Raw genomic sequence first — 23,747 nt, 5'->3', positions numbered from 1 at the left:
CGCTGGGCAAACCTACTTGCGCGTAGAGGTGTTTGTGCGCTTGTGAAGGGCATATATCGGTCACCGCACAAGCTGTACGGGCACATGCACGAAGGGAGCCCGCCGTGGACAATGACGTCTCCGCGGGAAGCGCCACCACGATCCTCGGCCATCTCGCGCTCGGACTCACCCTGTTGGCCTTCGGCCTCGGGCACACCGAGGTGATCGACGGAGTGACGGCCGCGAGCGCGGTCTCACTCGCCACCTATGTCGGCGGCCTCGCCCTCTTCATCGCCGGGCTGCTCGCCTTCCGCGACCGTGACACGTTCACCGGTACGGCCTTCGCCGCGCTCGGGGCGTTCTGGTTCACCTGGGGCGTCGGAGCCGACACCCCGGTCTCGGCCAACGCGGCAGGGCTGTTCCTGCTGTTGTTCGCGCTCGTCGCGCTCAGTCTGACGCTCGGCGCGTCCGCGGCGGCTCCGCTCACGCGGGGTGCGTACGGGCTGTTGTTCGTGGCGATGCTGCTGCTCGCCATCTCCGCGTTCGGCGAGAGCGGCGGTCTGGCCAAGGTCGGTGGCTGGTTCGCCGCGGCGGGCGGTCTCGTGGCCTGGTACGCGGCTACGGCGGCGCTGGCCCACTGGCCGACGGTTCTTCCACGACGTGCTGCCGGCCGGGGCGTGACGGCCACCGGTTAGCTGCGCAGGCTGGGGGTTTGGGCGATCCCCGGCGATATGAGCGGACCCCTCGTGTCTGGTGGCAACACGGGGGGTCCGCTTCTGTTCGTTGGCCTCTGCGGGTGCGTGGGGGCTGGTCGCGCAGTTCCCCGCGCCCCTGGCGGGCGCCCCTTCGGGGCGGCCCTCCAGGAGGCCGGCTACTCCACCGTTACCGACTTCGCCAGGTTCCTCGGCTTGTCGATGTCCCGGCCCAGGGCCAACGCCGTGTGGTACGCGAGGAGTTGGAGGGGGATGCCCATCAGGATCGGGTCCAGCTCGTCCTCGTTCTTCGGGACCACGATCGTCTCGTCGGCCTTCTCCTGGTTCTGGTGGGCCACCGCGAGGATGCGGCCGCTGCGGGCCTTGATCTCCTCCAGGGCGGCGCGGTTCTTCTCCAGGAGGTCGTCGTTCGGGACGATCGCGACCGTGGGGAGGGCGGGCTCGATGAGGGCCAGCGGGCCGTGCTTCAACTCCGAGGCGGGATAGGCCTCGGCGTGGATGTACGAGACCTCCTTGAGCTTCAGGGAGGCCTCGCGGGCCACCGGATAGCCCCGGACACGGCCGATGAAGAGCATCGAGCGGGCCTCGGCGTACTGCTCGGCCAGCTTCTTGATCTCCTCCTCCTGCTCCAGGATCTCGGAGATCTGCCCGGGCAGCCGGCGCAGGCCCTCGATGATCCGCTTGCCGTCGCGGACCGACAGGTCTCGGGTGCGGCCCAGGTGCAGGGCGAGGAGGGCGAAGGCGACCGTGGTGTTGGTGAAGCACTTCGTCGAGACGACGCAGACCTCGGGGCCCGCGTGCACGTACATGCCGCCGTCCGCCTCGCGGGCGATGGCCGAACCGACCACGTTGACGATGCCCAGCACCCGCGCGCCCTTGCGCTTCAGCTCCTGTACGGCGGCCAGCACGTCGTACGTCTCACCGGACTGGGAGACGGCCACGTACAGGGTGTCGGGGTCGACGACCGCGTTGCGGTAGCGGAACTCGGAGGCGGGCTCGGCGTCGGCCGGGATGCGGGCCAGCTCCTCGATCATCTGGGCGCCGATCATGCCCGCGTGGTACGAGGTGCCGCAGCCGAGGATCTTCACGCGCCGCACGGCACGCGCCTCGCGGGCGTCCAGGTTGAGGCCACCGAGGTGGACCGTGGAGAAGCGGTCGTCGATCCGGCCGCGCAGGACGCGGTCGACGGCCTCGGGCTGCTCGTGGATCTCCTTGTGCATGTACGTGTCGTGGCCGCCCATGTCGTACGAGGCGGCCTCCCACTCCACGGTGGTGGGCTCGGCCGTGGTGCGGGTGCCCTCCGTCGTGTACGTGCGGAAGTCGTCGGCCTTGAGGGTGGCCATCTCGCCGTCGTCCAGCGTCACTATCTGCCGCGTGTGGGTGACCAGCGCGGCGATGTCCGAGGCGACGAACATCTCCTTCTCGCCGATGCCCAGGACGACCGGGGAGCCGTTGCGGGCCGCCACGATCCGGTCGGGGAAGTCGGCGTGCATGACCGCGATGCCGTATGTGCCCTCGATCAGGCGCAGCGACTGGCGGACCTTCTCCTCCAGGGTCTCCGCCTGGGAGCGGGCGATGAGGTGGGTGAGGACCTCGGTGTCCGTCTCGGAGAGGAACTCGACACCGTCGGCTTCGAGCTTCTTGCGCAGCTCGGAGGCGTTGTCGATGATCCCGTTGTGGACGACGGCGACCTTGTTGTCGGCCGACATGTGCGGGTGGGCGTTGTGGTCGGAGGGGGCGCCGTGCGTGGCCCAGCGGGTGTGGGCGATGCCGGTGGTGCCGGCGAAGCGCTTGGGGACCTTGGCCTCCAGGTCCCGGACGCGGCCCTTGGCCTTGACCATCTTCAGGCCTGTCGCCTTCGGCGAGGTCACGACGATGCCCGCCGAGTCGTAGCCGCGGTACTCCAGGCGCTGGAGGCCTTCGAGGAGCAGCGGCGCCACGTCACGCCTGCCGATGTATCCGACGATTCCGCACATGTATGAGTACCTGGTCCCTAGCCGTAGACGATGCGGCGCAGCTGCCGGAGGGTGAGCTCCGGTGGTGCGACCGCGCGGTATTTCAGATCCGCCTCGATCCGGTCGAAGATCGTCGCGTTCACCAGGCCCTGGCCCTGGAGTTCGCGGTGGCGGCGACGGACATAATCCTCGGTTGTCTCGTCGAAGTAGGCGAGAACGTCCTGAATCACCCGCAGTGCCTCGCCCCGTGCCAGGGGCGTGGTACGCATCAGATGATCAACGAGTTCGTCGTGCACCCGACGATCCTGAGGTAAAGCGCTGGCAATCGCAAGAATCCTGCCCGATATCGGGCAACGGTCTGTTGAAACTCTTATGGGACCCTGTTCGGGGCCTGTTCACCCTGTGTCCTGCGTGGCGATGGCTGTCCACAGCACCGTTTTCAGCCATGGACACTCCTCGCATGGGCGTACCCGAGCAGCTCGCAGAGCGCATGAGCATGGCCGAGCAGCACGAGTACCTTCGCGCCAAGTTCTCGCGGCGCACGATGATCAGAAGCGGTGCCGTCACCGTCGGTGCCGTCGCAGGCGGCGCGTTCGTGCCGGGCACGGTCGCCCAGGCCGCCACGCGGACCTCCGTACCGCCGCGGACGTACTCGCAGGCCGAGAAGGTCGACGGCGCGCTCGTCGCCCCCTTCGGCCGTCACCTCGCCTGGGGCAACGACCCCCGCACGGAGATCACCGTCTCCTGGCAGGTCCCGGTCGCGGTGAAGAAGCCCTTCATCCGGATCGGCGCCCACCCCTGGGACCTCTCCCGCAAGATCGAGGCCGAGGTGCGGACGCTGTACACCCCGGCCGGTGTCGGTGCCAGCGGCGACCACACCCAGTACTACCTGCACGCCAAGCTCACCCACCTGCGCCCGGGCCGGACGTACTACTACGGCGTCGGCCACGCCGGCTTCGACCCGGCCGAGGCGCATCTGCTGGGCACGCTCGGCACCTTCACCACCGCCCCCGACCACAAGAAGCCGTTCACCTTCACGGCCTTCGGCGACGAGGGCGTCAGCTACCACGGCCTCGCCAACAACGCCCTGTTGCTCGGCCAGAACCCGGCCTTCCACCTGCACGCCGGCGACATCGCGTACGCCGACCCGGCCGGCGCGGGCAAGACCGCCGACACCGGCTTCGACTCCCGGGTGTGGGACCAGTTCCTCGCGCAGACCGAGTCCGTCGCCAAGTCGGTCCCGTGGATGCCGGCCTACGGCAACCACGACATGGAGGCCTGGTACTCGCCCAACGGCTACGGCGGCGAGGACGCCCGCTGGAACCTCCCCGACAACGGCCCGGACAAGAAGAACCTCCCCGGCGTCTACTCCTTCGTCTACGGCAACACGGCGGTCATCTCGCTGGACGCCAACGACATCTCCTTCGAGATCCCGGCCAACCTGGGGATCTCCGGCGGTACGCAGACCAAGTGGCTGGAGGCGCAGCTCAAGAAGTTCCGCGCCTCGAAGAACGTCGACTTCGTCGTCGTCTTCTTCCACCACTGCGCCTACTGCACCTCCACCGCGCACGCCTCGGAGGGTGGCGTACGCCAGGAGTGGGTGCCGCTGTTCGAGAAGTACACGGTCGACCTGGTCATCAACGGCCACAACCACCAGTACGAGCGCACCGACGTCATCAAGGGCGGCGCGGTCACCAAGAAGCTCCCGATCGGCGGGACTTCGTACCCCGAGACCGAGGGTGTCGTCTACGTGACGGCGGGCGCGGCCGGCCGCAGCCTGTACGCGTTCACCGCCCCACTGTCCTACGAGGGCCACGAGAACGAGGTCGACTCCGTCGCCTCCTTCATCAACACCAAGGACGGCAAGGTCAACGAGACGGTCACCTGGTCGCGCGTGCGCTACCTCGACTACTCGTTCCTCCGCGTCGACGTCACCCCCGCCGCCAAGGGCCGCCTCGCGACCCTGACCGTGCGCGGTATCGCGGAGACCGGCGAGGAGGTCGACCGCTTCACGGTCGCGCGCCGCGTACGCTGAGCGTGCGCGTATGCCCCGAAGGCAGGGCGTACGAGCGACACCGACAGGCGGTTCTCCGGCGCGTGTTCCTACATGCGCTTGAGGACCGCCTGTTTGGCGAGCGCGAACTCGTCGTCCGTGAGCACGCCGGTCCGGTGCAGCTCACCGAGCTCGCGCAGGCGGCGGAGCTGGGCGTCGTGGTCGTGTTCGGCGGGTGTGCCGTCGGCGGCCGGTGCGGCGATCTCCTTCGGCGTTCGCGGCGGTACGTCCGTCACGGACGCCGCCGGATGCGGCAGACGGGCCTGGACGGCCGCCGCCACCAACGCCATCAGCGGGTCCTTCTTGAATCCCCACAGTTCGACGGAGTTGGGGTCGTACTTCGGCGGGGCCTTGGTCGGCGCGTGCCGCACACCGAAGCGCAGATAGCCGTTCTCCAGGCCCACCGCCGGATGCCACTCCACGGCCGCGACGTCGCCGACGGCCAGGGAACGGGGGCCGGCGGCGGCCTTCGCGTCCTCGGTCTTCCAGTTCCACTCCAGCCGGATGTGCTCACCGTCGAAGGTCGCGGTGCCGTCCCCGGCCGACACGGACAGCGGTACGGCGGGCCCGGGCAGCAGATAGCTGTCGACGGCACCGGACGGCACCTCGTCGAGCAGCAGGGCATTGCGAACCGCGTCCACGAGGTACTCGGCGACGCCGTACCGGTCCGACTCGACGTTCAGCTGATACGGGTCGTCGGGCTCCGCCAGCTTGCCGCGGGTGGCCTGGAGCAGGGGGTCGGCACCGTCGCGCAGCCGCAGCCTGAGACGCCCCGACTTTCTGCCCTGCTCGAACGAGACACCGGCCAACGCGTGCAGAGGGACGGCGAGTTCGCCCAGTTCCTTGCGGAGCAGGCTGACGTTCCTGTCACGCCCCGGGGTGAGCCGGAGGGCGTCACCGTCGAAGACCCATGTGCCGTCCTTCTGGATGATTTCCGCCATGGGGAGATTCTGGCACCGGGCCGTCACAACCCCAGCGCGTTCGCGGCCTCGTCGTCCAGGGCGAACCGAACTGCCTTTTCGGTCAAGGTGGTTGTGCGCATCGACAGCTTGCCGGCGCGCACCCCGAGGGCGATGTCCGGGTTGTCCTGACAGACGAGGACGAACGACTCCCCGGCCGCGGCCCTCGGCAGGAACGCCTGGTCCTCCGGGAACGGCGCGGACGCACCCTGCTCATAGGCGCACGGCCGCTGCTGCATCCCGTCACCGGCGGCCCGGTAGCCGGCGATGTCCAGGCAGAACCTCGACTCGACGTTCACCAGGGCGACCGCCCCCTCGGTCAGGGGGACGACCTGCCACTCCTGCGTCCGTCCGCCGTCGCAGGCCGCCAGGACGGGATCGGCGACGGGCGGCCCGGGAACCGGTGAGGCGTTGCTGGCGTTCACGGCCGGGCCGGTGACGCAGCGTCCGGTGGACACGCTCTTCAGAGTGATCGTGTCGGTGGTGGCGGCGGCCACGGAGGACGGTGCGATGGAGGGGCTCGCCACGGACTGGGGACGCTCGGCTCCCTCGGCGGAGCCGGACCCGGCCAGCAGGCGCAGCACCGCGGTGGTCAGAGCGGCCGTGACGGCCACGGTGACCGCCACCACGAGCACCGGCCGTCTGTGCCGGAGGCCCTCGGACCTGTGGCGCCTGACCCTGTCGCTGGCCGGCGGGGGCGGTGCGGACGGCGTGGCGGGCTCGCCGCTCGGCGTCAGGTCTCCCGAGCGCGCCTTGCGGTACGCCGGCCCGCCCCACACCAGCACCTGGTCGACCAGCAGCCGCCGTACGTCGTCGGCATCACCCGACGCGAGCGTGCGCAGCAGCGTCAGGTCCACGGAGCAGAAGTGGCAGGTGCCCAGGTGCTGTTGGAGGTCCGCGGGCGCCTCACGATGGGTGCCGCGGGCGATGGCGCCGAGCATGCCGCCGTAGCGGAGGCACTGCGGGTCGGCGGTGCGTCCGGCGCGTACGCGCAGGAAGGTGTCGACCAGGCGGCTGCGGGCCGACTGGGCCAGGGAGTCGGCGAACTCCACGGTCGTGTTCAGGATCCTGGCCGCCGACGCCGTTTCCTCCGGCTCGGCCAGGCACAGCCACAGCGCGGCCCGTTGCTGGTCGGGCAGTTGCTCGAAGGCGGCCAGCAGAACCGAGCCGCGTTCCGCCCGGTGCAGTGTGTCGACGGGGCCGAAGGTGTCGGCGGCCCGTTTCGACCAGTCACGGAACTCCGATCGCAGCAGCCCGTGCCGTCCGTCGCGCAGCCAACTGTCGGCGGTGCGCCGCACGTCGGCGAGGAGAGCGGTGCGCAGGGCGGGTCCGTGCTGCCGCGAGCCGCGGGCGAGCACCTGGACGGCCAGGTCGGTGGCGTCGCGCGGCTTCGTACAGAAGACGTTCGCGTACGCATGGACGGCCGGGGCGTGTTCCGGCGGGACGCCGGGCACGGACGGCTGGTGGTGCGGGACTTGCTGTGCGTGGTGCTCGGTCATGAATCTCGACTCCCCACGGAGCGGGCACGGCAAGGCCAGGACCGTAGTGCCGCATTCTGTGCGGGAGCTGTGCGTTCACGCACCCGTGTCGCGTACACGGAAGCGGTACGGAGGGCGAAGGCGTCGACGCGGACGGTGACGGGCTCCCCGAGGACCGTACTCGGGGAGCCCGTCTGCCTTGATCAGAACCCTGCGACGGGATTTTTCAGGGTGCCGATCAGCTGGAGGGCGCCCGCCGGGTCCGCCAGATCCACCATCTGCTTGTTGTTACGCAGTTGCAGCCGGTTGAGGCAGGACAGGGCGAACTCGGGGGCGAACATGTCGTACTGGCGGAATTTGTCGGCCAGTTGGGGGTTCGCCTCCTGGTAGGCGCGGGTGACCTCGGCGACCGTCCGCCAGAAGTCGTCCTCCGCCAGGACGCCTTCGGTGGCGAGGTTCGCGGCCAGGAAGCGGAAGAAGCAGTCGAAGACGTCCGTGAAGACGGACAGGAGCTTCTTCTCCTCCGGTACGTCCACGCGCAGCCGCTCGACCGTCGGCGGCAGTACCGCGTCCGGGTCCAGGACGGCGATCTCCTCGGCGATGTCCTTGTAGATCGCGCGCTGGACCGTGCCGTCCCTGAGGACGAGGATCACGTTCTCGCCGTGCGGCATGTAGACCAGGTCGTAGGCGTAGAAGCTGTGCAGGAGAGGGGTGAAGTAGGCGTTCAGATAGCCGCGCAGCCACTCCTTCGGGGGCAGGCCCGACTGCTCGACGAGCGCGGAGGCGAAGGAGCGCCCCTCGTGGTCGACATGGACGAGTGAGGCCATGGTGGCCAGCGACTCGCCGTCTTCGAGGGACGACACCGGGCTCTCGCGCCAGAGCGCGGCCAGCATCTTGCGGTACGGGGAGTAGCGGTCGGTGGCGGCCTCGTACTCCAGGTGGCGGTAACCGACGGCCGCCCGCTCGCGGATGATCGACAGGCCTGTCGACTTCAACACCGGGTCGTTGTCGATGAGTTGGGCGAGCCAGTCGTTGATGGCAGGGGTCGCCTCCATGTAGGCGGCCGAAAGCCCGCGCATGAAGCCCATGTTGAGGACCGACAGAGCCGTCTTGACGTAGTGCTTCTCGGGGTCGGTCCGGTTGAAGAAGGTACGGATGGACTGCTGGGCGAGATACTCGTCGTCGCCCTCGCCCAGGCAGACCAGGTGCCGCTGGGCGATCTCGGCGGCGAAGGTGACGGTGAGCTTGTTCCACCACTGCCAGGGGTGCACCGGGATGAAGAGGTACTCGGTGGGGTCGAGACCCTGGTCGGACAGTTTCGTACGGAAGCGGACGACCGTCTCCTGCCCCAACTCCGCGCGCAGGAAGGCCTCGTACTCGATCCCGACGCCCGCCGTGAACGCGGCGCGCGAGCGGTGCGCGGCCAGCCACACCAGCCGGACCGGGCTCGCGGTCTCGGGCGCGTACGAGAGGTACTCGTGCACGCCGAACCCGAGCCGTCCGTTGTTGGCGACGAAGCAGGGGTGGCCCTCGGTCATCCCGGTCTCGATCGCCTGGAAGCCGCTGTTTACGAGTTCGGCGACGGGGATCTGCGGCTTGGTGAGCTTGTAGCAGGTGCCGGAGAGGGTGGAGGAGATCTCCTCCAGGTAGACGGGCAGGACCTCGTCGCTCAGGCCGAGCGATTTCTTCAGCTCGATGAAGAAGTCGAGGGCGGAGAGCGGGAGTTCGGACCCGCCGCGGTGCCTGGTGATCGACTCGGCGTCGACCTGCCAGTGGTCGAGGGCGTGGCGGGTGGCGCTGAATCGGTAGCGGGTCAGACCGTCGTCGCCGAGTACGACGTACCGATCGCTGTCGTTCTCGTCGGCCGCCTCGGGAGTGATGAGGCGTTCGTGGGCGAACTCGGCGAGGGCCTTGCGGATCAGGAGGCGGTTGGCCTGTTCCCAGCGCTCGGGGGAGAGGTGGGCGGTGGCGTCGGTGAGGCTCATACGGACATCGCCCTCTCGAACTGCTCGCGGGTGCAGAAACTCAGCAACGCCTTCTTCTCCGGCTTCTGTATCTCTCGCTCGGGCACGAACCCGACGGCTTCGTTCAGGGCGTGCACCGCCTTGTTGCCGACGTCCGGCTCGACGACGACGCGGGCGGTGCGCGGGTCCTCGAAGAGGTGGGTCATCACGGCAGTGATGACAGACCTGGTGAACCCGGACACCGGTGTGTCGGTCGCCGGCACCAGGAAGTGCATGCCGACATCACCGGGCTGCGGCTCGTACAGGCCGACCAGCTCGCGGTGGACCGGGTCGTACTGCTCCATCAGGAAGGCGGGCACGCCGTCGAGGAGGCCTAGGAGGGCGTCCTGGTGCTGGTCGGCGGCCACCTCCATGTAGGCGCGCTCGACGTCTTCGAGCCGGGCGTCCTGCATCATCCAGTAGGCCGCCTTGGGATGCGTGAGCCAACTGTGCAGCAGCTCGGCGTCGTTCAGGGGGTCGAGCGGACGGAGGGTGAAGGTCATGGAGGTGGTGGGGGTCGTGGGGGTTACGGAGGTCATACGGCGAACTCCTGGAAGGCGATGGTCTTCTCGACCGGGTAGTACTCGCTGCCGAGCAGCTCGCCGATGATGAAGCTGTTGCGGTACGCGCCCATGCCCAGGTCGGGCGAGGTGATCGAGTGGGTGTGGACGCCGGCGTTCTGCAGGAAGACCCCGCGGCCGGTCGTGTCGATCGAGTAGTTGCGGGCGATGTCGAAGTTGCCCTGGGTGTCGTAGCGCAGGCGGTCGCGGACGGGCTTGAGGAACTCCGGCTCGGCGTACTTGTAGCCGGTGGCGAGGATCAGGCCCTGGGTGTCCAGGGTGTACTCCTTGTCCTGCTCCTCCTGGCGCAGCCCGAGCGTGTACGTCCCGCTCCCGGCCTCGTAAGTCACCGTGTTCAGCGCGGAGTTGGTGAGCAGCCGGGTGGGGACCGGGCCGCCGAGGTTCTTCCGGTAGAGCAGGTCGAAGATCTCGTTGATCAGCTCGCCGTCGATGCCCTTGAACAGGCCCTTCTGGTCCTGTGTGAGGCGGTATCGGGTCCGCTCGGGCAGCGCGCGGAAGTAGTCGATGTACTCCGGGGAGGTCATCTCCAGCGTCAGCTTGGTGTATTCGAGCGGGAAGAAACGCGGCGAGCGCGTCACCCAGTTGAGCCGGTAGCCGTGGACGTCGATCTCGCTGAGGAGGTCGTGGTAGATCTCGGCGGCGGACTGGCCACTGCCGACGAGCGTGATCGACTCCTTCGCCTGCAACTCCCGCTTGTGCCGCATGTACCGGGAGTTGTGGATGAAGTCCCCGGCCAGGTCCGCACACGCGTCCGGGATGTACGGGGGAGTGCCGGTGCCGAGGACCAGCCTGCGCGCCCGGTAGAGGTCACCGGTGGCCGTACGGACCACGTACAGCTCGTCCTCGTACTCGTAAGTCACCTCGGCGACCGTGGTGTTGAAGCGGACGCTGCGCAGTTTGTTCGCGGCCCAGCGGCAGTAGTCGTCGTACTCGACACGCAGGGGATAGAAGTTCTCGCGGATGTAGAACGAGTACAACCGGCCCGATTCCTTCAGGTAGTTGAGGAAGGAGTACGGGGAGGTCGGGTCGGCGAGGGTGACGAGGTCCGACATGAACGGCGTCTGGAGATGGGCGCCTTCGAGGAACATCCCCGAGTGCCACTCGAAGTCGGGCTTCGACTCCAGGAAGACGCCGTCGAGTTCGTCGATCGGCTCGGTGAGGCAGGCGAGGCCGAGGTTGAAGGGGCCGAGACCGATCCCGATGAAGTCGTAGGTCTTGTTCACTGCTTCGGTCCTGTTCAGGGCTTCGGCTTCAGGAAGCGACGGAGGTGACGGACGGGACGGGCGTGACGGGTGTGACGGACGGGACGCGGTCGGCGGACTCTCCCAGGTACTGCTCGGCATGGCCGGCGATGAGGTCGAGTACGGCGGTGATGTCGTCCGTCGTGGTCTCGGGGTTGAGCAGGGTGAACTTGAGGTAGTGGCGTCCGCCGACCTTCGTCCCCGCGACCACGGCCGCACCGGAGGCGAACAGGGCCTTGCGGGCGTACAGGTTGGCGCGGTCGATCTCCGCGGGGTCGGTGACGGCGGCGGGGATGTAGCGGAAGACGAGGGTGGAGAGCGAGGGCTCGACGACGACGTCGTAGCGCGGGTCGGCGGCGAGCAGCTCCCAGCCCTCCTGGGCCAGGTCGCAGACCTCGTCGAAGAGTTCGCCGATGCCGTCGGCACCCATCACGCGCAGGGTCATCCACAGCTTGAGAGCATCGAAACGGCGGGTCGTCTGGAGGGACTTGTCGACCTGGTTGGGGATGCGCTCCAGCACCATGCGGCGCGGGTTGAGGTACTCGGCGTGATAGGTCGCGTGGCGGAGCGTGGCCGCGTCCCGGACCAGCAGGGCGCTCGAACTCACCGGCTGGAAGAAGGACTTGTGGTAGTCGACGGTGACCGAGTCGGCGCGCTCGATGCCGGTGAGGAGGCCGCGGCGCCTGACCGAGGCGAGCAGTCCGCAGCCGTAGGCGGCGTCGACGTGCAGCCAGGTGCCGTATTGGGCGCAGAGTTCGGCGATCTCGGGCAGCGGGTCGATCGAGCCGAAGTCGGTGGTGCCGGCGGTGGCGACGACGGCCATGGGCACCAGCCCGTCGCGCTCGCAGCGCTCCAACTCGTGGGCCAGGGCGACGGTCCGCATCCGCTTGTCGTGGTCGACGGGGATGGAGACGACCGAGTCGGGGCTCAGCCCGAGGAGCTTCGCGGACTTCTTCACGCTGAAGTGGCTGACCTCGGAGGCGAAGATACGCAGGTCGGCGGCGGACTCGCTCTTGGCCTCCTCCCGGGCGAGCAGCAGCGCCTGGAGGTTGGACTGGCTGCCGCCGCTGGTGAAGATGCCGTCGGCGGCGGCGCCGAGGCCGATGCGCTCGTTGGTCCAGTCGATCAGTTTGCGCTCGATGAGGGTGCCGCCGGCCGACTGGTCCCAGGTGTCGAGGGAGGAGTTGACGGCGGAGAGGATCGCCTCGCCGAGCACCGCGGGTATGACCACCGGGCAGTTGAGGTGGGCGAGGTAGCGCGGGTGGTGGAAGTAGATCGCGTCGCGCAGATAGACCTCTTCGAGCTCGTCGAGGGCGGCGGCCTCGTCGAGGAGGGGCCGGTCCAGGTCGATCCGGTCGATGCGGGGGGCGAGGGCGTCGACCGTGACGCCGGTGAACGGACGGTTGGTGGTGGCGAGTTTGGCCGCCACCCGCTCGACTCCTTCGGTCACGGAGCGGCGGTACCGCTCCGCTGTCGTGTCATTGAGCAGGTGCGAGCGCATCGGGGGAGCCTCCGGGGGGGACAGAGAGGGCAGGTTCGTGTTCGCCATGTCGAACGGGGTAAACTTAGGTTAGCCTAACCTAAGTTCCTGTGAGGTACTCCTGCCCCACCAGTCACAAGCTGTGATCCATGCGATCCAGGCCTCCGCGCCGTCATTCGGACTGCTCGCGCAGCTGCTCCTCGCTGAGCCCGCGCCGCCAGTAGCCGACGAAGGTGACGGCTCGGCGGTCGATCCCGCGCTCACCCACGAGATGCCGACGCAGCTCCTTCACGGCGGACGACTCACCCGCGATCCAGGCGTACGGCCGCTCGGCGGAGGGGAGTTGGGCGCCCCGGACGGCTTCCAGAGCGGTGGGCGCGGCGGTTCCGGTGCCGGTGCCGACGACTGCGCCTGTGGTTGCGCCCGTGGCCGTGGCTGTGGTCGCGCCGCGCACGAGCCATGTGATCTCCGCGTCGGCGGCGGTCTCCAGGTCCTGGATGTCACCGGCGTGCCCGGCCTCCAGCCAGACCTGGGCCCGGGTGCCGGCGGGGAGCTGTTCGAGGATCGCGGAGGCGGCCGGTACGGCGGTCTCGTCGGCCCAGATGACGACGAGGTCGGTGCCGGTCGGCGGGCGGAAGCGGATCGCGCGGTTGTCGGCGATCGCCGGTCCGAGCAGAAGGACACGATCACTGGCACCGGCGCGGGAGGCCCACAGGGAGGCTGGCCCGGCGGGGGCGAGGGCACCCGGCTCGACACCGTGCAGGACGAAGTCGATGTCGATCTCCGTCGTACGGCCGTGGGCGTCGGCGCGCAGCGCGCGGAGCGTGTACGAGCGCATCACCGCCCGTACGTCGTCCGGGAGTTCACGCCATCCCTGCCACCATCCGTCGCCCAGCTCGACGGGCACGGCGGGGGCGTCCTGCCCCGGATGGGGGAGGAAGAGGGAGAGGCTCTGGTCGAGCCCGTCGGAGCGGAAGGCGGCCAGATCGTCCCCGGCGAAGGTGACACGCACGAGCGAGGGCCCGAGCCGCGCGGTCCGCACGACGTGGAGGGCGAAGAACCGGAAGGGAACGGCGGCCACGGTGGTTGTCATTCGGACTCCTGATGAATGTCAGGGGACGCGATGACGCGCCCCCGAAGGGGCGCGGGGAACTGCGCGACCAGCCATGACGGGCCCGCAGCTCCCCACGAACAAGTCGACTCACGGCGCGAGTTGGGGCGCCTGAGTCAGCTGACCTTCTTCGCGTTCTCGATGGCCTCCGCAAGGCTCGTGAGAAGCGGCACGCACTTGTCGTACGACAGAATCGGCTCGGGATTACGGGCGATGACCTGCCCCGCCTTCACCGCGGGCAACTGCTTCCAGGTCGCCTCGGTGATGTCGCCGGGCTGGATCGCCGACGTACGGTTGTCCATCATGATCACGTCGGCCTTGTACTTGTCGACGTTCTCCCAGCTCAGGTTCTCGTACCAGCCGCCGCTCGCCTTCAGCGCGTCGGCGGAGGGCTCGACGAAGTTCACGCCGAGGGCCTTGAAGTACTCCAGGTCGACGGAGAGGTTGGAGCCGGAGACGTAGAAGATGTCCTGGCTCGCGGAACCCACCAGCACCTTGATGTTCGGCTTGGCCTTGGTGGCCGCGCGCAGTCGGACGGCGGCGTCCTCGAAGGCCTTCTTCGCGGCGGTCACCTTGGCGGAGGCGGTGTCCGCGCCGAGGGTCTTGGCCAGCTCCAGCATGCGCTGCAGCGGCTGGTCCAGCTGGATGTCGAACACGGAGATGCCGACGGTCGGGGCGCCGACGGCGAGGATCTTCTCCTTGGACTCCTCCGGGACGTACCAGAGGGTGCCGGCGCTGTCGAACATCGTGGTGACGAGGAGGTCCGGGGCTAGGGCCGCGTACTTCTCGATGTTGAACTGGCCCCACTCGTTGCCGAGGACGGTCACCTTGGTGACGTCCAGGTCACCGGCCTGGACGTCCGCCTTGCCGTCCTTGGTCGTCGTCGGGCCGAAGACGCCCTTGACCTCGACACCGTAGTCGTGGAGCGCGGCGGCGACACCGGTGAAGGCGACGATGCTGGAGGGCACCTTGTCGGCCTTGGCGGTCTGGCCGCGGTCGTCCTTGAACGTCCAGGGCCCGGCGGGAGCGGCGGCGGCCTTCGACGCGTCCGCGTCCGAGCCACCGCTTTTCGCGTCTTCGTCCCCACAGGCGGCGAGGACGGCCCCGAGGCCGAGGGCGCCGCCTGCGGCGAGCATGCCGCGGCGGGAGAGGTGGATGGCACGGGCGTTGGACATGAGATGGCTGCTTTCGAACGGGGCGGTTCGGCCCGCCGGACAATTCGAAGGTTAGGTTAGCCTAACTTTATCTGGTGTCCAGGGGGTGGGTCGGAGGAGTGGGGCGACCGGGGCGGCCCGGTGCCGGGGTGTGCTGGTTTCTGTGGAAAGCCTGTGTATTGAAGGCTGGGTGCTCATCCGGGTGACTATTCATGCGTGACGGCGATGGCTGTACCGTGATGATGAAGGGTGGGGTGAGGGTCAACTCGGCGCCGAGGAAGCTTGGTTACGGATGAGTAGGCGTACTCATGCCCGGTCGGCGGTGCGCGGGCCACTGTTGAGGCATCGCGCAGCACGGCGCGGCGCACTCACCGGAGGACACGATGAACGGCAACCGCCGCCCCCGCACCCTGCTCGTTCTGGCCACGGACAACTGGCTCTCCCGCGCCTACCTGGCCGTGGTCGTCGCCGCGACGGGCTTCTTCCTCGTCGACACCTTCTTCGTCTTCCACGCCGACGCCTCCATGTCGGGCGTGGTGCCGTGGGTCCTGACCGCTCCGCTGAGCCTCCTCTACACACTCCTCCCCGAGGGCACGCTGAACGGCACGGGCGACGGAGCGTTCCTGGCCCTCTACCTCGTGGGCATCGCGGCGGCGGCTCTGGCCAACGCGGCGTTCATGGGGTACGCGCTGCGAAAGATCTGGCCGGCTTCGGGGGGTGCGGCTGCTGGGGCGTGAACTCGGAAACGGGGCGCGGTGGTGTGGAAAGGGCCTTGCGGGGCCCTTTCTTTGCTTGGTCGAGATTGCTTTGCTGTGCGCTGAGTTAATAGTCGGGTTTAAGCCATCTGCGCTCGCCCTTGTGCGTGAGCGTGGCGTGGTGAACGCTATTTTGGCGGATGGTGCGCCCGGGGAAACGTCGATTTCGAGCCTCTATGTGCGGCCATGGAAGGTGAGTTGGCGCTCGGCTCGCGCATCTGCGGCGTCGATGTGTTCACTTTGAAATTGCTTGACCGTTCTCGATCAACTGTGTTGGATATGGGGGCTCGTAAAGATCACATAAATCAGGGGTGGGGAATGGGTGGGGACTCTTTGCGCTGCCCGCAGCGTGGAAGCGTTGCCAACGGCAGGCATGCGCCATTCAACCGCACCCCAATCCACTGTCCCAGGGCTTTATTCAGGTTGCGCCCCCCGCATTGGCATAACGGGCCGATCTTGGCGCTCACGGGCAGGTCGCCGACCAACATCGTGGTGCAGACGGGGTAGCAGAGATGATCGCTGTTACACCACTCGGCGGGATATCATCTCTCATTCACGCGACGCCGGGAAGTGACTGCCAATGAATCTCCGTACTCTGGCTGCTAGTTCCGATGCCGCGCTACACAACGTGTGGCGGCTTCCTGCTGCTGATGCGATACGGGGGCGCCGAGCCCTTTGGTGGAGCGTCGGGCCTGCTGGGGAGCTTGCGGTCCTGTTGGTCCACCGGCGATATCTGAATCACACCCGCTACATCAAGGGGTGGATCGGGTGGGGCCCGGAACTTCCGTTCACGGGTGAGCTGGTCATTGTTACGGGACAGGAGGAGCGGCGCATCCTGGTGGAAGACATCCGGATTCGGCCCAGTCATTTGGCCCTGCTTCCGGATTCTCGATTCCTGCTGGTGAGCGGGCGCACGTTCCGCAACTCGAACGAGGGGTCTTGGGTGTCCAACGCTGTGGTGTTCTCCCCGTCTGGGATACCTGAGTCCGAGTTCTGCGTCGGTGATGACATTCCTGCCTTGGTCACCGATGTCCACGGAGGCATCTGGACGGCTTACGGCGATGAGGGCATCTACGGTGGCCACCCCGAGTCGGGAGCGGGTCTCGCGGGCTGGGACACACAAGGCCGGACCTCGTGGGCTCCCAAGGGGCGGCTGCCCGATCACCCGCTGGAAGGCTGCACCGCCGCGACCGAGAACGAACAGGTATGGCTCGTCTGGTACTCCGGCAGTGGCAGAGGCGGTACCTTCCTGACACGGATCACTCCTTCCACCGGCGACGTTGCCAGCTACCTCAGCCCCGTCCCCGCCCCGGACGGATTCGCGGTCTACGACAACAGGGCAGTACTCACCCGCCGCGACCACAACAAGCGGTCCGTTGAACTCATACGTGCCGAACTCGACGGCACCACCTGGGCAGTGACCAGCCGCCGTCGACTGTGGCTGCCTGGTCGAGTCGTCATGCACTGTGGCCAAGGCCGTGACGGCTTCCTCTGGCTCCGCGCAGGCAACACATGGCTGCGCATAGAGGCATGACCCCCCCGGCAACATCTCGGGCGGTCCAACCACGCTACAAGGCACCGTTCGGCGCCCCGCGTTCCGGCGGCGCGGGGACGCCTGCACCACCGCGGCGAGCGAAAAACCGAGCAATTCCTTGCCCTCGTGGGCGTCCCTGTCATCCTCATCGGCCACCGGCGGATGCAGCCGGGCACGCGCAACTACAGGTCGACGCGCCGAGGGTGGGCGTCTGCCCGTCCGAACGCCAGCACTTGCGCGAGTACCTCCCGCATCCGCTCGATGTCCTCGTCCGGCACGTCGAGTTCTGCCTCGATCTCGGGGTCTTCCAGCCCCAGATCGTCCAGCGAGGCGGGATCCAGTGACATCGTGAGCCGTCTGCCCGACAACGCGATCGCCCGGACGCAGCCATAGGCCGTTCCCTGGGCTTGCGTCACGATGCAGTGGCTGTCGAGCCCGAGCGACTTGTTCTGACGGGACGGCTCGCCGATGTTGCTCGTGAACAGGAGAAAGAACCCCTCACCGGCCTCGTCCTCGGCAATGCCCGCCCGCATCACGTCATTTTCGGGGTCGATCTCTGCCACTACTGCGCGAGCAGTGAATCTGAGCGTCATGATTGCTGTTTTAGCAGGACACCGGGGTGCGTCTGCGGGTGGGTTGACCACCATCACAAACGATGTCGTAGGGCTGGATTCCGCCCCGTCCACTCCCACGCTTTCCTCGAACTCCCTTGCGAAATATGCCAGTTGCGATCACGCTTCTGCGTGTCGACGGGGGTCGGGGGCGGGAGTCGGAAGCGGAGGCTGGGGCGGGTATGGGTGCCACGGAGAGGGTCGTTGACGCGGCTGGGGAAGCGTTGGACGGGGTTGCGGCGGTGGTGCGGGGCGATGCGGCTCTGCTGGAGGACGACCTGGCCGAGTTTCTCGGCTCGTTGACCGCTCCTGGTGCGGTTGCCCCGCAGTCCGTGTACGAGTCCGCGCTGAGGCGCTCCCTCTACGAGCCCGTCGCCGACGCCGTCGGGTCGAAGGTGGGTCAGGAAGCGCTGCCCCCGACCGCCGGGGCGCCCGGTGGCGACCGGGCCCCGCTGCGGCCGTCGATGGTGTACTGGGCCTACCGCAACTACCGGGGGTTCCCCCACGAGACCGGGAGCGAGGCGCTCTCGGCGGACATGGCCGTGATCCGGCGGGCCGCAGTGGCCGTACGGGTCATGCTGAAAGCTTTCGTCGCGATCGACGACATCCAGGACGGCAGCGACGTCCGCTACGGCGAACCCGCGCTCCACGTCACCCACGGCGTGCCCCTCGCGCTCAACACCGGTTCCTGGCTGATCGCGGCCGTCCTGCGCCACGCGGCCGACCCCGCTGTCGTGGAAAGCCTCGCGCGAGCCGTCGAGAGCGGCTTCACCGGGCAGGCCGTCGACCTGTCCACGCGTACGGCCGAGACCCGCGCCGAGTTGCTGGCCGCGCCCCTCGAAGAGCGCGTGGCCTACTGGGAGTCGCTGGCCGCCCTCAAGACCGGCACACTCTTCCGGATGCCGCTCGACTCGGCGCTCGCAGGACTGCGTGTCGTCGACGACGAGCAGTACGTCCTGGACGCCGCCATGCGCCAACTCGGCCTGGCCAGCCAGCTGTTCAACGACCTCACCGACTTCGTCCCCGAGTTCGGCGGCGGCAGGATCCACGAGGACTACGACGGGCTCAGCAACCGTGTCTTCCTCGAACTGCTCGACCCGGAGTCGTCCCAGCTGTCACTCTCCGGGGAGGCGCTCAAGTCGTACGTCCTCGGGCATCCGAAACTTGAGCCCACCCTCCTCGCGCTCGCCGCCGAAGCCGTCCGGCTGAAGCGCGATGCCAAGGAGAGCGTGTACCGGGTGTGCCGGTCCGACCGCAGCGCCGCCTACTTCGACCTCACCATCGAACGCAAGGGTCACCTCATCGACCGTCTCCTTGAGACGCTCCAGCAGCGGAGCGGCGCGTGACGGCCGCCCCGATCCCGGCATCGGTCCCGGCCACGGTGGTTGAGCGGTTGCGTACGGGCACCCGTGACTGGCACGACGCCCTGGAGGCGACCCCCTTCGCGAGCGCGATGATCGCCGGGACGCTTCCCGTAGAGCGGTTTGTCGGCCAACTCGCCGCCTATCGGGTGGTGTTGGCGGCACTCGAAGATGAACTCTCGCGCGTAAGGGACTCCTCCACCGACCCGGTGTGGTCTGCGGACCTCGGCAAACTCCCCTTCATCGAGCGCGACTTGGCCTACTTCGCGAGCCTCGGCACCGTGCCCGGCCCGTGGGCGGTCGAGGAAGGGGAAGCGTTCGCCGCGGAGATACGGCAGCGGGCCGAGGAGTCCGACCTTCCGGCCCTCCTCGGGTTCCTCTACGTCATGGAGGGCTCGACGCTCGGCGCCCTCTTCCTGCACCCGTACGTCACCGCCGCCTACCGGCTGCCCGGCACGGACGGGGTCGCCTACTACACCAGCGGCGACCGCGACCGCTGGGCCCGCCTCACCGCCCGGATGGACAAGGCCCTCCCCGACCCCGAAGTACAGGAACAGGTCGTCGAGGCGGCCCGCGTCGCCTACCGGCACACCGCCGCGATCACGGGAGCCCTGTCCGTGGGCCTCCTCAGCCCGCCATCCCCATCTCCATCCCCAGCCCCAACTCCCTCGCGATGAGCATCCGTTGCACCTCGCTCGTGCCCTCCCCGATCTCCAGGATCTTCGAGTCGCGCCACATCCGGGCCACCGGGTACTCGTTCATGAAGCCGTAGCCGCCGTGGATCTGGGTCGCGTCGCGGGCGTTGTCCACCGCGATCGTGGAGGAGTACAGCTTGGCCAGGGCAGCTTCCTTCTTGAAGGGCTCGCCCGACACGAGGCGGGAGGCCGCGTCCCGCCAGGACAGGCGGGACGTGTGGGCCTTCATCTCCATGTCCGCGATCTTGAACTGGATCGCCTGGTTCGATCCGATCGGACGCCCGAACGCGTGCCGTTCCTTCGCGTACTTCACCGACTCGTCCACGCAGCCCTGGGCAAGTCCGGTCGCCAGCGCGGCGATCGCGATGCGCCCCTCGTCGAGGATGCGGAGGAACTGGGCGTAGCCGCGCCCCTCCTCGCCGACCAGGTTCGCGGCCGGGACCCGTACGTCCGCGAAGGACAACTCCCGGGTGTCCGAGGCGTTCCAGCCGACCTTCGAGTACGGTGCCGCGACCGTGAAGCCCGGCGTCCCGGACGGGACGAGGATCGCGGAGATGAGCGGCCTGCCGTCCGCCTTGCGGCCCGTCACGGCCGTCACCGTCACGAAGCCCGTGATGTCCGTACCCGAGTTGGTGATGAAGCACTTCGTCCCGTTGATCACCCATTCATCGGTGGCGGGGTCCAGCCGGGCCGTCGTTCGCGTCGCGCCCGCGTCCGAGCCGCCGTCCGGTTCCGTCAGGCCGAACGCGCCCAGGATCTCGCCGGCGCACAGCCGCGGAAGCCACTCCCGCTTCTGCTCCTCCGTGCCGAAGAGATGGATGGGCATCGCGCCCAGTGAGACACCCGCCTCCAGCGTGATCGCCACCGACGAGTCGACCCGCGCCAACTCCTCAAGTGCGATGCCCAGCGCCAGATAGTCGCCGCCCATACCGCCGTACTCCTCGGAGAACGGCAGTCCGAACAGGCCCATCCTGCCCATCTCGCGGACGATCTCGTACGGGAACTCGTGCCGCTCGTAGAAGTCGCCGATCTTCGGGGCCACGACGTCGTGCGCGAACTGCTCGACCGTACGGCGGAGTTCTTCCAGTTCGGGGGAGAGCTTGTGGTCCATGGTCCTTCACTGCTCCTGGGATTCCGTGGGTTCCGTAGGTTCCGTGGATTCCGCGGAATCCTTGTGGGACAGGGCTCGTACGGTGCGGGACGGGCTCGGCCGGCCCAACTGGTCGGCCATCCACGTGCTGGTGGCGACGAGGCTGCCGAGGTCGACCCCGGTCTCGATGCCGAGGCCCTGGAGCATCCACACCAGATCCTCGGTGGCCAGGTTGCCGGTCGCGGACTTGGCGAACGGGCAGCCGCCGAGGCCGCCCGCCGACGCGTCGACCGTCGTGACGCCGTGCTCCAGCGCCGCGTACGTGTTGGCCAGTGCCTGGCCGTAGGTGTCGTGGAAGTGCACGGCGAGCGTCGACGTCGGTACGTCCGTCTCGTTCAACTCCGTGAGCAGGCGCCGCACATGACCCGGTGTCGCGACGCCGATCGTGTCGCCCAGGCTCAACTCGTCGCAGCCCATGTCCAGTAGCGCCCTGCACACCCGGACGACCTGCCCGACCGGGACCGGGCCCTCCCACGGGTCGCCGAAGCACATGGAGAGATACCCGCGGACCGAAGCGTCTGCCGCCTTCGCCCGGGACACCACCGGCTCGAACATCGCCAGGGCCTCGTCGACCGTCCGGTTGAGGTTGGCCTTGGCGAACGACTCGGTCGCGCTGGCGAAGACGGCGACCTGCCGTGCGCCGAGCGCCAGGGCGCGGTCCAGGCCGCGCTCGTTCGGCACCAGCACCGGCAGTCGTACGGGAAGATCGCTGACCTGGGGGAACAGGGCCTCGGCGTCCGCGAGTTGGGGCACCCACTTGGGGTGGACGAAGCTGGTCGCCTCGATCGTCGTGAGGCCGGCGGCGGCCAGTCGGCGGATGAACTCCGCCTTCACCGCCGTCGGGACGGTCGTCTTCTCGTTCTGGAGGCCGTCCCGCGCGCCGACCTCGTGGATCCGCACCCGCGCGGGCAGATTCGCCGCCGGTACGGCCATCGGCAGCCCTTGAACCGTCATCCCGTCGCCTCCGTGTCCTTCTCGAGCGGTGCGATCACGGCGAGCACCTGGTCCATGGCGACCGTCGTCCCCGGGGTGACGTCCAGCTCGGCGACCGTGCCCGCGTGCGGGGCGGCGATGACGTGCTCCATCTTCATCGCCTCGACCACCAACAGGCTCTGACCGGCGGCCACTTCGTCGCCGACGGCCACCTTCACCACGGTCACCGTGCCGGGCATCGGCGCGGTGAGGGAACCGGCGCCCCCCGAGCCGGCGCCGGTGAGGGAGGCCGCCACCGGGTCGTGGTCGCGCACCTGCCAGGCGTCGCCGTCGCGGCCCAGCCAGTCGTCGGCGCGGTGGAAGGTGTGGCGGACGCCGTCGACGACCACGGACACCTGGTCGTCGGTGACCGTGTGCGTGCCCTGGAGGAAGTGGGTGACGGGGTCGAGTCCCGTCACCCGTAGGTCGAAGGGCAGTGGCTTCGGTGTGCCTCCCAGCCGCCAACCGCTGGGCACGGAGAAGGGATCCGTCCAGCCGCCCTCCGCCTCGGCCCTCGGCCGCAGCGCCTCCAGCCGTACGGCCGCCGCCGCCTCGTAGACCTCCTCCGGCACCCCGTCGGGTACGAGGGAGTCGACCTCGCGTTCCACCAGTCCTGTGTCCAACTCGCCCGCCACGACTGCCGGATGGGCCAGCAGCCGACGCAGGAACCCCGCGTTGGTCGGCACGCCCAGCGTGACCGTCTCCGCGAGGGCCGCCCGGAGCTTCCTGAGCGCGGTCGGGCGGTCCGGGCCGTACGCGATCACCTTGGACAGCATCGGGTCGTACAGCGAACCGACCTCCGTGCCCTCGGTCAGCCCCGAGTCGGTGCGTACGCCGTCACCGGAGGGCTCGCGCAGGGCGAGCACCGTGCCGCCGGACGGCAGGAACCCGCGCGCACCCGCCCGCACGGACACCGTCTCCGCGCAGATACGGGCCTCGACCGCGTGCCCGGTCAGCCGCACGTCCTCCTGGCCGAAGCCGAGCGGCTCGCCCGCCGCCACCCGCAGCTGCCACTCCACCAGGTCGAGGCCGGTGACCAGCTCCGTCACCGGGTGCTCCACCTGGAGGCGGGTGTTCATCTCCATGAAGTAGTACGAGGACGGGTCGCCGCCCGGGACGATGAACTCGACAGTGCCAGCGCCCTCGTAGCCGCAGGAGCGTGCCGCCTGGACCGCCGCCTCGCCCATCGCGGCCCGGGTCCGCTCGTCGAGGAGCACGCTGGGCGCCTCCTCGATGAGCTTCTGGTGGCGCCGCTGGAGCGAACACTCGCGCTCGCCCAGGTGTACGACGTTGCCGTGGGCGTCGGCCAGGACCTGGATCTCGATGTGCCGAGGCCGGTCGACCCACCGTTCGACGAGGAGTGTGTCGTCGCCGAAGGAGGCGCGGGCCTCGCGCCGCGCGGCGGCGATCTCCTCCGCCAGATCGGCCTCGTCCCGCACCAGCCGCATGCCCTTGCCGCCCCCGCCCGCGCTCGGCTTGAGCAGCACCGGCATGCCGATCTCCCGTGCCGCGTGGGCCAGTTCCGCGTCGGTGAGCCCGCTGCCGCTCGACCCGGGGACCACCGGGACACCGGCCGCGCGGACCGTCTCCTTGGCGCGGATCTTGTCGCCCATGAGGGAGATCGCGTCCGCCGGGGGGCCGATGAACGCCAGCCCCGCCTCGGTGCACGCGCGCGCGAAGGACGCGTTCTCGGCGAGGAAGCCGTACCCGGGGTGCACCGCCTGCGCGCCCGTGCGGGCGGCGGCTTCGAGGATGCGGGGGACGGACAGATAGCTCTCCGCCGCTGCCGCCGGTCCGATCCGTACCGCCGTGTCGGCCTCCCGGACGTGCCTGGCGTCCGCGTCGGCGTCGGAGTACACGGCGACCGAGCGCACACCGAGGGAGCGCAGCGTACGGATGACACGTACGGCGATCTCGCCCCGGTTGGCCACAAGGACTGTGTCGAACATCGTGGTGAAGCCC

General features: G+C 68.7%; 20 protein-coding genes. 6 read left to right on the top strand and 14 right to left on the bottom strand.

The window, feature by feature from the left end; all coding sequences use genetic code 11:
- The first annotated feature begins 104 nt into the window (after positions 1 to 104).
- A complete protein-coding gene (locus tag OHN74_RS15315; protein WP_327695121.1) occupies positions 105 to 674 on the top strand; it encodes a GPR1/FUN34/YaaH family transporter in 570 nt (189 codons plus the stop codon).
- A 176-nt stretch (positions 675 to 850) separates the two neighbouring features.
- Here OHN74_RS15315 and glmS read toward each other — a convergent pair whose 3' ends face one another.
- Both glmS and OHN74_RS15305 read right to left on the bottom strand, forming a co-directional pair.
- The gene (glmS, locus tag OHN74_RS15310) at positions 851 to 2,668 is read right to left on the bottom strand and encodes a glutamine--fructose-6-phosphate transaminase (isomerizing) (RefSeq protein ID WP_327695120.1); all 1,818 of its coding nucleotides are present in this window, start codon (positions 2,666 to 2,668) and stop codon (positions 851 to 853) included.
- 17 nt (positions 2,669 to 2,685) lie between these two features.
- On the bottom strand, positions 2,686 to 2,943 hold the full coding sequence (locus OHN74_RS15305) for a hypothetical protein (protein ID WP_327695119.1): 258 nt from the start codon (positions 2,941 to 2,943) through the stop codon (positions 2,686 to 2,688).
- 164 nt (positions 2,944 to 3,107) lie between these two features.
- Here OHN74_RS15305 and OHN74_RS15300 point away from each other — a divergent pair, with 164 nt between their 5' ends.
- A complete protein-coding gene (locus tag OHN74_RS15300) occupies positions 3,108 to 4,682 on the top strand; it encodes a purple acid phosphatase family protein (protein ID WP_327700138.1) in 1,575 nt (524 codons plus the stop codon).
- 68 nt (positions 4,683 to 4,750) lie between these two features.
- On the opposite strand, the gene OHN74_RS15295 is transcribed toward OHN74_RS15300, so the two are convergent.
- From OHN74_RS15295 to OHN74_RS15260, 8 genes are all read right to left on the bottom strand, one after another.
- Positions 4,751 to 5,641 carry a DUF4429 domain-containing protein gene (locus OHN74_RS15295; RefSeq protein ID WP_327695118.1) on the bottom strand — a complete coding sequence of 297 codons (891 nt, stop codon included), beginning with the start codon at positions 5,639 to 5,641 and terminating at the stop codon, positions 4,751 to 4,753.
- Positions 5,642 to 5,664: 23 nt separating this feature from the next.
- A complete protein-coding gene (locus tag OHN74_RS15290) occupies positions 5,665 to 7,158 on the bottom strand; it encodes an RICIN domain-containing protein (RefSeq protein WP_327695117.1) in 1,494 nt (497 codons plus the stop codon).
- Positions 7,159 to 7,340: 182 nt separating this feature from the next.
- Positions 7,341 to 9,122, bottom strand: coding sequence for an IucA/IucC family protein (locus OHN74_RS15285; protein ID WP_327695116.1), 1,782 nt, complete (start codon positions 9,120 to 9,122; stop codon positions 7,341 to 7,343).
- The gene (locus OHN74_RS15280) at positions 9,119 to 9,643 is read right to left on the bottom strand and encodes a GNAT family N-acetyltransferase (RefSeq protein ID WP_327700137.1); all 525 of its coding nucleotides are present in this window, start codon (positions 9,641 to 9,643) and stop codon (positions 9,119 to 9,121) included. Before OHN74_RS15280 ends, OHN74_RS15285 begins: the two co-directional genes overlap by 4 nt.
- Before the next feature lie 32 nt (positions 9,644 to 9,675).
- Positions 9,676 to 10,944 (bottom strand): lysine N(6)-hydroxylase/L-ornithine N(5)-oxygenase family protein, encoded by a 1,269-nt coding sequence (locus OHN74_RS15275; RefSeq protein ID WP_327695115.1) that lies wholly within the window; start codon positions 10,942 to 10,944, stop codon positions 9,676 to 9,678.
- Positions 10,945 to 10,972: 28 nt separating this feature from the next.
- Positions 10,973 to 12,463: a lysine decarboxylase DesA gene (desA, locus tag OHN74_RS15270; RefSeq protein ID WP_327700136.1), complete on the bottom strand. Its 1,491-nt coding sequence runs from the start codon at positions 12,461 to 12,463 to the stop codon at positions 10,973 to 10,975.
- Between the two features lie 151 nt (positions 12,464 to 12,614).
- On the bottom strand, positions 12,615 to 13,535 hold the full coding sequence (locus tag OHN74_RS15265; RefSeq protein WP_327695114.1) for a siderophore-interacting protein: 921 nt from the start codon (positions 13,533 to 13,535) through the stop codon (positions 12,615 to 12,617).
- A 134-nt stretch (positions 13,536 to 13,669) separates the two neighbouring features.
- On the bottom strand, positions 13,670 to 14,728 hold the full coding sequence (locus OHN74_RS15260) for an ABC transporter substrate-binding protein (protein ID WP_327695113.1): 1,059 nt from the start codon (positions 14,726 to 14,728) through the stop codon (positions 13,670 to 13,672).
- Positions 14,729 to 15,090: 362 nt separating this feature from the next.
- Between OHN74_RS15260 and OHN74_RS15255 the strand changes: the two genes are divergently transcribed.
- Entirely contained in the window at positions 15,091 to 15,444 is a 354-nt protein-coding gene (locus tag OHN74_RS15255) for an SCO4225 family membrane protein (protein ID WP_327695112.1), read from the top strand.
- Positions 15,445 to 16,480: 1,036 nt separating this feature from the next.
- The gene (locus OHN74_RS15250) at positions 16,481 to 16,996 is read left to right on the top strand and encodes a hypothetical protein (protein WP_327695111.1); all 516 of its coding nucleotides are present in this window, start codon (positions 16,481 to 16,483) and stop codon (positions 16,994 to 16,996) included.
- A gap of 182 nt (positions 16,997 to 17,178) precedes the next feature.
- Here OHN74_RS15250 and OHN74_RS15245 read toward each other — a convergent pair whose 3' ends face one another.
- Entirely contained in the window at positions 17,179 to 17,559 is a 381-nt protein-coding gene (locus OHN74_RS15245) for an Imm10 family immunity protein (protein ID WP_327695110.1), read from the bottom strand.
- A gap of 272 nt (positions 17,560 to 17,831) precedes the next feature.
- Between OHN74_RS15245 and OHN74_RS15240 the strand changes: the two genes are divergently transcribed.
- Positions 17,832 to 18,953: a polyprenyl synthetase family protein gene (locus OHN74_RS15240; protein WP_327695109.1), complete on the top strand. Its 1,122-nt coding sequence runs from the start codon at positions 17,832 to 17,834 to the stop codon at positions 18,951 to 18,953.
- On the top strand, positions 18,950 to 19,645 hold the full coding sequence (locus tag OHN74_RS15235; protein ID WP_327695108.1) for a biliverdin-producing heme oxygenase: 696 nt from the start codon (positions 18,950 to 18,952) through the stop codon (positions 19,643 to 19,645). Before OHN74_RS15240 ends, OHN74_RS15235 begins: the two co-directional genes overlap by 4 nt.
- Here the strand turns inward: OHN74_RS15235 and OHN74_RS15230 are convergent.
- Genes OHN74_RS15230 through OHN74_RS15220 form a run of 3 tightly spaced genes read right to left on the bottom strand, consistent with a single transcriptional unit; the run spans position 19,596 to position 23,734 of the window.
- Positions 19,596 to 20,774: an acyl-CoA dehydrogenase family protein gene (locus tag OHN74_RS15230; RefSeq protein ID WP_327695107.1), complete on the bottom strand. Its 1,179-nt coding sequence runs from the start codon at positions 20,772 to 20,774 to the stop codon at positions 19,596 to 19,598. The genes OHN74_RS15235 and OHN74_RS15230 overlap by 50 nt on opposite strands.
- A 6-nt stretch (positions 20,775 to 20,780) precedes the next feature.
- Positions 20,781 to 21,767: a hydroxymethylglutaryl-CoA lyase gene (locus OHN74_RS15225; RefSeq protein ID WP_327695106.1), complete on the bottom strand. Its 987-nt coding sequence runs from the start codon at positions 21,765 to 21,767 to the stop codon at positions 20,781 to 20,783.
- On the bottom strand, positions 21,764 to 23,734 hold the full coding sequence (locus tag OHN74_RS15220; protein WP_327700135.1) for an acetyl/propionyl/methylcrotonyl-CoA carboxylase subunit alpha: 1,971 nt from the start codon (positions 23,732 to 23,734) through the stop codon (positions 21,764 to 21,766). The genes OHN74_RS15225 and OHN74_RS15220 overlap by 4 nt, the downstream gene beginning before the upstream one ends.
- Positions 23,735 to 23,747: the final 13 nt, after the last annotated feature.

Origin of the sequence: Streptomyces sp. NBC_00459, assembly GCF_036013955.1 — a bacterium.
In the GTDB taxonomy this organism is placed as follows: domain Bacteria; phylum Actinomycetota; class Actinomycetes; order Streptomycetales; family Streptomycetaceae; genus Streptomyces.
Note: the sequence above shows the minus strand (reverse complement) of the source record. Positions and strands in the feature narration are given on the sequence as shown.

Excerpts from the sequence above, each read along its gene's own strand:
- glmS (WP_327695120.1), bottom strand. The coding sequence starts at position 2,668 with ATGTGCGGAATCGTCGGATACATCGGCAGGCGTGACGTGGCGCCGCTG.
- OHN74_RS15300 (WP_327700138.1), top strand. The coding sequence starts at position 3,108 with ATGGGCGTACCCGAGCAGCTCGCAGAGCGCATGAGCATGGCCGAGCAG.
- OHN74_RS15295 (WP_327695118.1), bottom strand. The coding sequence starts at position 5,641 with ATGGCGGAAATCATCCAGAAGGACGGCACATGGGTCTTCGACGGTGAC.
- OHN74_RS15290 (WP_327695117.1), bottom strand. The coding sequence starts at position 7,158 with ATGACCGAGCACCACGCACAGCAAGTCCCGCACCACCAGCCGTCCGTG.
- OHN74_RS15285 (WP_327695116.1), bottom strand. The coding sequence starts at position 9,122 with ATGAGCCTCACCGACGCCACCGCCCACCTCTCCCCCGAGCGCTGGGAA.
- OHN74_RS15280 (WP_327700137.1), bottom strand. The coding sequence starts at position 9,643 with ATGACCTTCACCCTCCGTCCGCTCGACCCCCTGAACGACGCCGAGCTG.
- desA (WP_327700136.1), bottom strand. The coding sequence starts at position 12,463 with ATGCGCTCGCACCTGCTCAATGACACGACAGCGGAGCGGTACCGCCGC.
- OHN74_RS15265 (WP_327695114.1), bottom strand. The coding sequence starts at position 13,535 with ATGACAACCACCGTGGCCGCCGTTCCCTTCCGGTTCTTCGCCCTCCAC.
- OHN74_RS15260 (WP_327695113.1), bottom strand. The coding sequence starts at position 14,728 with ATGTCCAACGCCCGTGCCATCCACCTCTCCCGCCGCGGCATGCTCGCC.
- OHN74_RS15255 (WP_327695112.1), top strand. The coding sequence starts at position 15,091 with ATGAACGGCAACCGCCGCCCCCGCACCCTGCTCGTTCTGGCCACGGAC.
- OHN74_RS15230 (WP_327695107.1), bottom strand. The coding sequence starts at position 20,774 with ATGGACCACAAGCTCTCCCCCGAACTGGAAGAACTCCGCCGTACGGTC.
- OHN74_RS15225 (WP_327695106.1), bottom strand. The coding sequence starts at position 21,767 with ATGACGGTTCAAGGGCTGCCGATGGCCGTACCGGCGGCGAATCTGCCC.
- OHN74_RS15220 (WP_327700135.1), bottom strand. The coding sequence starts at position 23,734 with ATGTTCGACACAGTCCTTGTGGCCAACCGGGGCGAGATCGCCGTACGT.